Below are 11,857 nucleotides of genomic sequence, written 5' to 3'. Positions count from 1 at the left end.
ATGATCAAACGCTCTCTTTTACGTCGTATTCTTACAGTCACCGCGTTATTGACGGTGTCTTCTACTGGCTTTGCTGCCGATAAACTCAGTATTGGTATTACGCTTCAACCTTATTACAGCTATGTTAAAGCCGTTGTTGGTGAGAAGGCGGACATCGTTCCTTTGGTTGATGCCGGTTTTAATCCTCACAACTATTTGCCACAACCTAATGATCTTAAGCGCTTAAATGAAATGGACGTAATAGTGATCAATGGTATTGGTCATGACGATTTTGCACTGAAAGTGATCAAGGCTTCTCAGCGTGATGATCTCGTGGTTATCGAAGCGAACAAAGAAGTGCCTCTGTTACCGGCGATGGGGCAGTCAGTTGGTCAAGGTGCAGTGAACCCTCACACCTTTGTTGGTCTATCGACCACTATTCAAAAGGTTTACACCATCGCGAGTGAGCTAAGTAAACTGGACCCAGACAACGCTACTTTTTATCGCCAAAATGCTCGTAAATACGCAAAAACATTTCGCCTGATGAAGCGTGATGCAATGTTGTCTCTTGGTGAGTTGGACACGGCTGGTATGAAGGTGGCGACAACCCATAATGCTTACGGCTATATCCTTCAGGAGTTTGGTGTTGACGTCGCAGCTGTCATTGAGCCTGCTCATGGCGTTGAACCAAGTGCCAGTCAGTTGCAGGAAACGATTGAGAAAATTCGTGAATCCGGCATTGATGTGCTGTTTTATGAGCTCAATATGCCGAACCGTTTTGTTGATACCATCGAAGAGGCGACAGGGGTGCAGCTTTATCGCTTTTCTCACATGACTCACGGTGAGTATGAGGCTGATAAAGTAGAGGTTGAGATGCGAGATAACGTGGAAACGCTCATTGAAGCAATGAAGTTTGTTGCGAGCAAGCGAGCAGGGGAAAAGGCGTAATGACAGGTCCTTCCGTTTCCTTAAATAACGTGGGCCTGAAATACGCCGACAATATTATTTTGCAGAACATCAACGCTGAATTCGAGAGTGCGAAATGCCACGTGATTATGGGGCCGAATGGTGGTGGGAAAACCTCTTTGCTTCGTTCGATACTTGGGCTAACACCATTTTCGGGAAACATTGCACTCAATTGGCCAGAGCAATCAGCTGCATCGGGTAAGATAGGATATGTACCACAAAAGGCGATGTTCGAGGCAAGCCTCCCGTTAACCGTGATGGATTTTGTGCTGCTTAATCAAACCCGTATCCCTCTATTTTGGCGACGTAAAACAAAGCAAACTCAACATGCTCTGGCCCAGCTGGATCGTCTGGGCATGGCAACGCGTTGCGATCGTCGTATGGGGCAACTCTCTGGCGGAGAGCAACAGCGTGTTTTGTTTGCGCAAGCTTTACTGGATGAGCCCAATTTATTGGTTTTAGATGAACCTACAACTGGGATGGACGAGCAAGGTGTTCGGTACCTTGAAGGTTTGATTCATGAAGTCGTTGGAGAAGGCAAAACGGTACTGGCAGTACACCATGACGTGACCGCAGTGCGCCGTTTAGATGCGCAGGTCCATGTCGTAAATCGTCAAATTGTGGCGTCAGGGCACCATTCAGATGTGCTAAGTCCTGATCGTATAGAAACATTATTCAAGCACTACACAGCAAAAGTGGAGGCTGCATAATGAATTGGTTACGAGAGTTAGCGGTTAGCGGCGTTGAAGCTGGATGGTTAAGCGATAGCTTTTCTTATGCCTTCATGGTGAACGCAATTGTGGCAGCGCTGATATTAGGACCATTACTTGGTGGCCTTGGTACATTAGTCATCGCCAAGCGACTGGCTTTTTTCTCCGAAGCGGTTGGGCACGCTGCGCTTACCGGAATCGCGATTGGTGTATTACTCGGTGAGCCGCCAGAGAATCCGATCATCGGATTGTTTAGCTTTTGTATGATTTTTGCGCTGTTGCTTCACTTTGTTCGTAATCGTACGAATGTACCTTACGACACACTGGTTGGGGTTTTTCTTGCACTAGCGTTAGCGGTTGGTGCTGCGCTGTTAATGTACGTCGCTCGTAAGATCAACATTCACATGTTGGAGAACGTGTTGTTTGGATCGATCTTGACGGTGACGGACAACGATATCCTTATTTTAGCGATCAGTTGTTTGATCATATTACTGCTTCTTATTCCAACGTTTAACCGCATTTTGCTGACTTGTATTAGCCCGGATATTGCACGTGTACGCGGCTTTAATACCAGCTTTTATGATTACTTATTTGTCATGATGATCACCTTGGTCACCATCGCCGCGGTAAAGATTATTGGCGCGGTATTGGTTGGTGCATTGCTACTGATTCCTGGTGCAACGGCTAGGTTATTGACTAAACGCATGGGCAGTTTTGTTCTCCTTTCTTCTTTATTGGCAACCATTGCGTGTTTAGTCGGAACCATACTGCCGATGGAGCTTGAGCTACCAGTGCCATCAGGCGCATCCATCATCATTGTTTCTGCGGCATTTTTCCTAACAGCAACGGTTTACCGAATTATCAAAAAAGCGTAACCCTTTTTATAAAGTAATGAACATGAAGATAAAAAAATTAGCGATAACTTTTGGTTTGGTTATAGCGACGACACTTCCATCGTTGGCAAGCGCCAAAGACATTTTAACCAGCACTCCCGTCACGTACATGTTGTCTGAGCAACTCATGAAAGGTACAGGGATAGAGACTCAGTATCTGCCTCCAAAGCGTTACGGCGTTGAGCGTCTTGAGAACTGGTTCGCAAATAAAGGTACAGAGCAAGTTAAGCAAGCGGGTCAAGCCGCGACGGTTGCTATTACTCTTGGTGCGATTTGGAAACAAGACCCGACTTATGTTTACGCTCGACAGGGCAACATTCACTTGATTGAAATCGATGCATCGCAGGCCATTTCTCCTAGAGCTCAAGGAGTTGCAGTACTGACATTGGAAAACGGGTCAACATCGAAGTACGCGTGGCTGAACCCTACAAACTTAATCCGAATGGCGGGCATTGTTGGAGAGGATCTACAACGTGTATATCCTGAGCACCAAAAGGCGATTCAAACGAATCAACAGGCTTTTATGCTCAATGTGCGTGAACTGATCAACCAACAACAGGCAGAGATCTTCGATAAAGGCATCGATTCAGTGGTACTGATGAGTGAGTCACTAGAGGACTTTGCCTCTGGCAACCAATTGTTTGTGGTTGGGCGCGATTTTAAGCCAGAACTCGAGTGGACAGAAGAAGACAAATTATCTTTAAAAGCTCAGTTTGAACAAGATAAAACGCTATGGTTAGTTACGGATAAACGACCGTCGAAAACCTTGACATCGCTTATTAAACCGAATCGTATACTGCAAATTGATGTTATTGACCGCTGGGGCAGTAAGGGTATCAAAACTGAGAAGCCACTCGCACGTTGGGAGATGTGACACGTAAAAAGCCACAGATTTTATGATGGGGAATGAAAGTTCCCTATTTTTTTGTGACTTAGTTCAAAACGTGAGCATTAATACCACTGGTTGCATAAGAAAGTGTTTGTTTCATTTCTATTTCATTACTACTTTGTTATGTGTTCGTTGCGATTGATTCGGATTTAATCTGTCTCTAAGCGAACCGGTACAAACAACTATACGGATGTTAACAATGAAAATGAAAACTCTAGCCGTTGCAGTGGCGGCACTAGCATGTGGTTCACAGGCCTTCGCAGCAGAAGTTTATAACAGCGATGGTACATCTTTATCGATCGGCGGTCACGTTTCAGTTGGCGTGGGTGAGTACTACGAGGAAGATGTGAAAGTTCATCAAGTGTCTCCACGTATTAACGTCGCGGGTAAGAAAGACATTGGCAACGGTATCACTATCGACGCTAAAGGCGAATGGGCGCTTAACTACCTAAATGGTGGTGAACAGTCATTCAAAACTCGTCTAGGTTACATCGGTGCAACTCACGAGCAGTACGGTCGCCTTGTTGCAGGTACTCAATGGTCACCTTACTACGATGTCGCTGGTGTTGCGGATCTACCAATCGCGTTTGCGAACGACTTTTTGTACGACAACCACGGCAACCTAGGCTCAGCTCGTGCTGATAAAATGCTTAGCTACCGTAAAGGTTTTGAATTTGGTGAAGGCTTTGCTTTCAACCTAGGTCTAGGTTGGCAAGGTGAGCAAACTTCAGATGCAACAACATACGAGCAACGTGGTCAAGTTGCACTGAGCGGTTCTGTAGCTGGCTTTGGCCTAGGCTACGTATACAGCGGCGGTGATGTTAAAAACGCGACTCTAGGTACTAAGAACGCTGAATCACACCTATTCTCTGTAAACTACGGTCAGTACGGTTCAGGTCTATACGCAGCAGTAGTATACGGTATGAACGATTACTTCTACGAGATGCGTAAAGAGACTTCTCAAATTGAAGCTCTTTTGGCATACGGCGTGAACGATTGGACATTCAGCGTTAACTACGAAGGCGTAGAAGACGAAGAAGACAACAAGACAGTTTCAAGCGAAACTGCGCTACAAGCAGAGTACGCTGTAACTCCTGCTTTCGTAACGTTTGCTGCTTACCAGTTTGACCTAGGTAACGATTACACTAGCGAAGAGAACGACTACTGGACTCTAGGTGCTCGTTACTACTTCTAATAAATAGGCCAGTTTCTACTGCCTAAACACATTTATTGTGTTAACGCCTACTCGTTGTGAGTAGGCGTTTTTCTTTCTGCTTTCCGTTGGCTATAAGAGACACTGGTAATGATGTGCTTAGGTACCCCAACTCTCTGTTTAGAGAGTGCGTCTATAAAAAATGCCCGCAACTGCGGGCATTTTGTTGTTAGAGATACAGTTCAATTGAAACGATTATTTTTTATCGAGTAAATCGAGAAAGAACGCATACTCTAGCGCATCTTCTTTTAAGCGTTTAAATCGACCAGATGCGCCGCCGTGTCCGGCTTCCATATCGGTTTTGAACAACAAGACGTTATCGTCTGTCTTCATTTCACGAAGTTTGGCGACCCACTTCATTGGTTCAAAGTACTGTACTTGAGAGTCGTGCAAGCCAGTCGTTACCAACATGTTTGGGTAGTTTTGCGCCTTGATGTTGTCGTAAGGCGAGTAACTCAACATATAGTCATAGTATGTTTTGTTATTTGGGTTACCCCATTCATCATATTCATTGGTGGTCAATGGAATTGATTCATCGAGCATGGTGGTTACCACGTCCACAAACGGAACATGTGCACCGATACCGCGATACAATTCTGGTGCTTGGTTGATGACTGCCCCCATTAAGAGACCACCTGCAGAGCCACCAACAGCGAAGACTTTATCTTTCGCGCCGTAGCCTTGTTCAACCAAACCTTTAGTTATATCAATAAAGTCGTTGAATGTGTTTTGCTTGGTGAGTTTTTTACCATCCTCATACCAAGGACGGCCAAGCATTTCAGAACCGCGAATGTGAGCGATGGCGTAAACAAAGCCGCGGTCTAATAGACTCAAACGTGTCGAGCGGAAAGTTGGCTCAATGGTTGCGCCATAAGATCCATAACCATATTGGTAGAGTGGATTCGTACCATCCTTCTTAAATAAGTCTTTACGATACACCAAAGAAACGGGTACTTCTTTACCGTCACGGGCTGTGATCATAATGCGTTCTGATTGGTAATTGTCAGGATTAAAATCACCAAGTACAGGTGTTTGCTTCATGATTTCTGACTCGCCCGTTTTTAGATCGAAATCGTAGTAGGTTCCTGGAGTGGTTAAACTGCTGTAATAAATACGAACTTTCTCGTTATCCAGCTCTAGGTTACCTGTCAAATAGGCTGCAAACGCATCGTCATTAAATGTGAGGGGGAATTCTTTTCCTGTAGAGAGCTGACGTACAGTGACGCTTGCTAGGCCGTTAGAGCGCTGCTCATAGACGAGGTGATCATCGAATAGCTCGAAGTCGACAAGTTGAGTGTTGTCGTCTGCGGCAATCACGTCTTGCCACTTAGAGCGATCGTGCATCTCTTCTTGCTTAACTTTCATCAAACGGAAGTTCACGGCTTGATAGTTGGTATAAATGTAATACCAATCGCCTAGCTTAGAAATGCTGTATTCAATGCCATTTTCACGAGGATAAAAAGGCTTCGCCTTTGCTTTAGGGTTGTTCGCATCGATGATGGAGACGCCGCTGGTTTCTGTACTGGAATGCCAGATATAAATATCTTCGCCATCTTTGCTTTTGTTTAGTGAGGTGTAATAGGCGCTGTCGGTTTCTTCAAAAATCAACTCATCACTGCTTTGTGGCGTGCCTAAAACATGACGATACACTTGGTAGCCCAGCAAGGTCTGTGGATCTTTTTTGATGTAGTAAAAGGCGTTGTTATCGTTCTGCCATGCAATCGCGCTTGAGGCGCCTTCGATTTCATCTTGTAGGTAATTGCCTGTTTTCAGTTCTTTGATCTTAAGAGTGTAAACGCGGCGGCTTAATGTATCTTCGCCATACGCTAGTAAGTTTTCATTCGGACTAACGTACAAGCCGCCAATACTGAAGAACTCATGTTCTTTTGCAAGTTCATTGACATCTAAAATGACTTGCTTGTCTTTGCCTGCAAAGTCTTTCGCTCGAAGATGAACTTCGTATTCGTTATCTCCGGTCACTTCACTTGAGTAGAAGTAGTTGCCTTTACGCACAGGAACGGAGTTGTCGTCTTTTGCTATGCGACCTTTAATTTCTTCAAATAGCTCATTTTGAAGAGCGTCAGTGTGCTTGAGAACGGTTTCCGCATACTGATTTTCTTGCTCTAGGTGCTGCAAAATTTCCGGATCTTTACGTTCGTCGTCACGCATCCAGTAGTAGTTATCAACGCGAGTATCACCATGAATAGTCATCGCGTGAGGGACTTTTTTCGCAACCGGAGCTTGAGTTTGTTGAGCAACGATCTGTGATTGGGAGTATTGAGTCATGCTGGGAGTTCCTTGATTGCTGCATCCGGCGACAAGCGCGACCGAGACGGCCAACGTAGTTAAAGTGAAACGCATCTGTTTTTGTCCTTATTATACACCCAAGTGGCCTCATCCTGAGGGCTGGGCTTTCATTTCGTTAGTGGTTTTCAGTTGTCCATTCTTTGTTATGAGGTATGCCAAAAAGTGAGAATCCTCAATATTTCCGAGTTGGCTACTCAATTTGAAGGGAGCTGAAAACACATTGTGTAAGTAGCTGTTATTTTTAACAAATATCAATTCGAAAGTTAAATCATTCTCATCGGGAAATCGATATAGTGTGATATGAAAAAAGGGACACACTTGTTGAGTGTGTCCCTTTTGGATTTTGAACGTTAGTCGATAATGATCAGATGACTTGCGGCACTTCGTTTGAGTGGTTGTGCGCTCGATTTACCCACATGAGCCCAAGCATTGCAATTACCGACATTGCCATCATCAAAACACCAAGCGGCATTTGGTTATGCGCTGGGAATAGCGATGCAAGCAAGGTTGCAATACCGGCGCCCAAGTTCTGCATGCCACCCAGAGTCGCACCAGCTGTCCCCGCGTGGTAAGGGAACGGAGCAATTGCTCCGGTTGTTGCGGCTGGGAATAGGATACCCGCACCCAAAAAGTACACGGTTGCGCCACCAACCAGCGTTAACGCCGTGGTTAAACCAAACAAGCCAGGGATGAGCACAATAGCAGAGCCAACAAAAATCGATACCAAGCCCACATTTAAAGCACGACGCTCAGAGCGACGCTGCGCTATGTAGCTAGATAAGCCGGCACCCACCAAGTAACCCGGGATCGGTAAGATAAACAGTAAACTTACCGTTGTTGCTGGTAATGCCAATACACCACCTAGCAATACCCCAGCTGCTGCCTCGAACACACCTACGCCAGCAAACGTCGCAACTAGGCAGATCAAAAAGCCTTGGAAGCGGCGGTCAGACAAAACGTGTTTGTAGCTTTTGGCTACTGGTTCGAACTTGCGTTTCTCTTTTGGTAGCGTCTCCATCATGCTGGTCATCATGGTAATCACCACTGCAATGCCAAACAGCGCTAAGAATAGGTAGCTAGAGCGCCAGCCAAACGCTTCGGTTAAGTAGCCGCCAAGTACGGGAGCCAACAATGGTGAGAAAATCACACACATGCTGATTAAGCTATTTGCTCTGTGTAGCTCAGAACCTTCAAAGCAGTCGCGAGTCAGAGTACGTGACATCGCACCACCGCAGCCAATACCTAAACCTTGGATGAAACTACCAATCAAGAACCATTCAAATTGGTGTGCAAAGAGCGCCACCAATGTACCTACGATGTAGATAAGTAGGCCTGCTATGATGATTGGCTTGCGACCTAAGCGGTCCGATAACGTACCGTACACGAATTGCGATAAGCCATATGGAATCAGGTAACAAGCCATCACAGCTTGAAGTGATGACGCAGACACCAAAAACTCACCCGCCATATGACCGATTGAAGGCACGTACATTGTTTGGGTCATTTGACCCACGGCAGTCAATATTGCGATTAAAAAGGTAAGTTTCGCTAATGGAAACGAAGCAGACATTTGCGTATCTCTCCAAAAAATTTAAGACGTAAAAACCCTTAGCGCTCTAATGCAGAGTGCCAACAGACTTTTGGTGTTACGGGGCTATTTGCGCGAGATATTAGTCTTTGCGTGTACAATTAGCAATCGAAAAGTGTGAAGTTGAGCAAGATAAAAATCTATAATATGCATTAGAAAAACTAATTTTAATTTGCATTCGGAAATAGGCTGCTTTTCTTTGTTGAATTACGTTAAATCTCTTATTTGTTGTGAATGTAAACCTACTTATAGGTCATTGGTTTTTATGGTTAAAATCGAGGGGAGAAGAATTTTTTTGGTTAGCCAGAGCAAGACATGGTTCGAACGAAGAAAAGACTGGAGAAGGCACCATGAACAAAAAGGGAGCCGAAGCTCCCTTAGAAATGATTATGTTTATTCGCGGCCAGATGCGTATGCGTAAAGCATTTCTAGTGCGATGGTTGCTCCCGCTAATGCGGTAACATCACTGTGGTCGTACGGAGGCGATACTTCTACAACATCCATACCCACAATATTCATACCGGCTAAGCCACGAATGATCTTCAGTGCTTTGTCTGAGTTCAAGCCACCACAAACGGGTGTACCTGTTCCTGGTGCGAAGGCTGGATCCAAGCAGTCGATGTCAAAAGTAACATACACTGGCTTGTCTGCGACGGTGCGACGAATCTCTTCTACGATCTCGTTCACCGACATGTCATTCGCTTGCATCGCATTAATCACATTGAAGCCGTGATCTTGCTGTTTGTATTCAGTACGAATACCGATTTGTACTGAGTTCTTCGCAGAGATCAAACCTTCTTTCGGCGCATGGTAGAACATTGTACCGTGGTCGTATGAACTGCCATTTGCGTAGGTATCCGTATGAGCGTCAAAGTGAATCAGAGCCATTTGACCATGATGCTTCGCGTAGGCACGCAGGATAGGCAGTGTGATGAAGTGGTCACCGCCCAATCCCAACATGGTTTTACCGCTTTTTAGAATTTCACTGGTTGCCGCCTCTAGACGGTAAGTGAAATCTTCCGCATCACCACAGTCAAACACGAGGTCACCCGCGTCGATCACTTTCAGCTTATCCAATACGTTGAAGTCCCACGGGAACTTCTTACCTTCCCATGCCAAGTTGACTGAGGCACGGCGAATCGCATCTGGCCCCATGCGTGCGCCTGGACGACCAGATGTAGCCATGTCCAGAGGAACCCCTAGCACCACAACGTCTGCGTCTGCCGATACCGGATTACGAATGTACGGTAGACGTAAAAACGACATAGAGTTGGAGTAAAGCGAATAATCGGTTTTAGTAAACAAATCATTCATATCAGAAGTCCTCTAAATAGGTGTATCCCGCTAGACCTTGTTCTAGTTCTGCTAGGATTTGTGCTTGTTCATTGGCTTCAACTCGTTGGGAAACCAATTGTTTGTAATTGTCACGAATCGCATCCACGTCGATATGAACGTAGCGCATCATGTCTTCTACACTATCACCTTCATTGATGTAACTGATCTCAAATTGACCGTGTTCATCAACATTGACTACTGCACTGTGGGTGTCACCAAATAGGTTGTGCATGTCACCAAGGATTTCTTGGTATGCGCCTACTAGGAAAAAGCCTATTAGGTATGGTTTGTCTTTGCTCCAAGCTGGTACAGGTAGCGTGCTCTCGATGCCTTGACCATCAACGTAGTGATCGATCGCGCCATCAGAGTCACAGGTGATGTCCAAAATTACCGCACGACGCTCTTCCGCATCGCCAAGGCCAGAAAGTGGTAGAACAGGGAACACCTGATCAATACCCCAAGCATCTGGTAGAGATTGGAAGAGAGAGAAGTTCACGAAGAACTTATCTGCAAGACGTTCGCTCAACTCGTCCAGAATCGGACGGTGGAAGCGATTTTTAGTGCTCATCTTGCGGCTTAGTTCGAAGTAAATGCGCAGTGACAGTTGCTCTGCCCACGCACGTTGCTCCAAGTTAAGCACGCCAGTTGCGAATTGAGAGTGTACCTCTGCCAAATCACTTTGGGTATCGTTGTAGATCTCAATTAACGCACGAGCGTCGGTACCATCTTGTAAGTTTTCCCAGTTTCGCCACATGTTTTGTAGTAAAAGTGGAGCATCTGCGCCAAGTTCATGCACTTCTTCCGGTTGGTATGTTTCTGTACCAATTACGTTAGAAATCAACACAGCGTGGTGCGCTGTCAGTGAACGACCGGATTCCGATATGATCACTGGCATCGGTTGTTCGTATTGCTGACACACGTCGCCCACTGTGTTGACGATATTACGTGCGTACTCTGCAAGGCCGTAGTTCATCGAGTTCGATGATTGGCTGCGTGTGCCGTCGTAGTCGACTGCCAAACCGCCGCCCACATCGAAGTATTCGATGTTTGCACCCAGTGCGCGCAGTTCGCAGTAGAAACGTGCAGACTCATTCACACCATTACGCACGTCACGGATGTTTGCCATCTGTGAGCCAAGGTGGAAGTGAACCAGTTGCATCGCATCTAGGCTGCCTTCGCGTTTCAGACGTCCAATAACGCTAAGCACTTGCGATGCAGACAAACCAAATTTCGATTTTTCACCGCCACTTGCTTGCCATTTCCCCGCACCTTGAGAGGCGAGGCGAATGCGCAAACCAAGGCGCGGTTTTACGCCCAAGCTTTTCGCTTCTTCTAGCACCAGATCCAGCTCAGAAAGCTTCTCTAGTACGATGAATACCTTGTGGCCCAGCTTTTCACCGATCAGTGCAAGACGCACATACTCACGGTCTTTGTAGCCGTTACACACGATCACGGAGCTGCCTTGTTGAGCCAATGCAAGTACTGCCAACAATTCTGGCTTGCTACCCGCTTCAAGACCAAGCTGTTTGGTTTCTAGTTGAGCTTGGCTCGCTAGAATTTCATCCACCACTTCACGTTGTTGGTTTACTTTAATTGGGTACACCAACAGGTATTTGTTTGGATATTGGTATTCTTCAATTGCTTGGTTGAAAGCGTGGCAAATTCCATGCACACGTTGGTGCACGATTTGCGGGAAGCGCACTAATACAGGCAGATTTAACTGCTTCGCTTCTAGCTCATTTACAATGGCACTGAAAGGGATTTGATGTGCACGATCACTACGAGGTGATACGTAAACCTCGCCTTGGTCATCAATACCGTAGAAACCTTGGCTCCAGTAGTGAACGTTGTAGTCCGCGCGGATGCGGTCTAATTTAGTTGCTTTTTCCAACTCGATTCTCACAAAAATGTACTTAAGTCCTTAATTAACTAGAAGGAAAAGTACAAAAAAGCAAATCATGAGGCATTAACCTCATA

The 11,857-nt window shown here is 45.7% G+C and carries 9 protein-coding genes; 5 read left to right on the top strand and 4 right to left on the bottom strand.

Translation table 11 applies throughout. The features are described from left to right. The 5 genes from MTR11_RS17025 (at position 1) to MTR11_RS17005 (ending at position 4,632) form a co-directional block, all read left to right on the top strand. On the top strand, positions 1-927 hold the full coding sequence (locus tag MTR11_RS17025; protein ID WP_243328099.1) for a metal ABC transporter solute-binding protein, Zn/Mn family: 927 nt from the start codon (positions 1-3) through the stop codon (positions 925-927). Continuing rightward, the gene (locus MTR11_RS17020; protein WP_243328098.1) at positions 927-1,655 is read left to right on the top strand and encodes a metal ABC transporter ATP-binding protein; all 729 of its coding nucleotides are present in this window, start codon (positions 927-929) and stop codon (positions 1,653-1,655) included. The genes MTR11_RS17025 and MTR11_RS17020 overlap by 1 nt, the downstream gene beginning before the upstream one ends. Continuing rightward, positions 1,655-2,530 (top strand): metal ABC transporter permease, encoded by an 876-nt coding sequence (locus tag MTR11_RS17015; protein ID WP_182034865.1) that lies wholly within the window; start codon positions 1,655-1,657, stop codon positions 2,528-2,530. Before MTR11_RS17020 ends, MTR11_RS17015 begins: the two co-directional genes overlap by 1 nt. 22 nt (positions 2,531-2,552) lie before the next feature. Further along, positions 2,553-3,422, top strand: a complete 870-nt coding sequence (locus MTR11_RS17010; RefSeq protein WP_243328097.1) for a metal ABC transporter solute-binding protein, Zn/Mn family — start codon at positions 2,553-2,555, stop codon at positions 3,420-3,422. 214 nt (positions 3,423-3,636) lie between these two features. Further along, positions 3,637-4,632: a porin gene (locus MTR11_RS17005; protein ID WP_006741232.1), complete on the top strand. Its 996-nt coding sequence runs from the start codon at positions 3,637-3,639 to the stop codon at positions 4,630-4,632. Positions 4,633-4,845: 213 nt separating this feature from the next. On the opposite strand, the gene MTR11_RS17000 is transcribed toward MTR11_RS17005, so the two are convergent. The 4 genes from MTR11_RS17000 to speA all read right to left on the bottom strand — a co-directional run bounded on the left by MTR11_RS17000 (position 4,846) and on the right by speA (position 11,771). After that, positions 4,846-7,011 (bottom strand): S9 family peptidase, encoded by a 2,166-nt coding sequence (locus MTR11_RS17000; protein ID WP_243328096.1) that lies wholly within the window; start codon positions 7,009-7,011, stop codon positions 4,846-4,848. Between the two features lie 310 nt (positions 7,012-7,321). Next, positions 7,322-8,527, bottom strand: coding sequence for a multidrug efflux MFS transporter EmrD (gene emrD / locus MTR11_RS16995; RefSeq protein ID WP_005393574.1), 1,206 nt, complete (start codon positions 8,525-8,527; stop codon positions 7,322-7,324). Between the two features lie 411 nt (positions 8,528-8,938). After that, positions 8,939-9,859 carry an agmatinase gene (gene speB / locus MTR11_RS16990; RefSeq protein ID WP_243328095.1) on the bottom strand — a complete coding sequence of 307 codons (921 nt, stop codon included), beginning with the start codon at positions 9,857-9,859 and terminating at the stop codon, positions 8,939-8,941. Between the two features lies 1 nt (position 9,860). Beyond that, positions 9,861-11,771: an arginine decarboxylase gene (gene speA / locus MTR11_RS16985; RefSeq protein ID WP_243328094.1), complete on the bottom strand. Its 1,911-nt coding sequence runs from the start codon at positions 11,769-11,771 to the stop codon at positions 9,861-9,863. Positions 11,772-11,857 lie beyond the last annotated feature (86 nt).

This window comes from Vibrio sp. CCB-PB317, assembly GCF_022808245.1.
GTDB classification, from domain to species: Bacteria; Pseudomonadota; Gammaproteobacteria; order Enterobacterales; family Vibrionaceae; genus Vibrio; species Vibrio diabolicus.
Note: the sequence above shows the minus strand (reverse complement) of the source record. Positions and strands in the feature narration are given on the sequence as shown.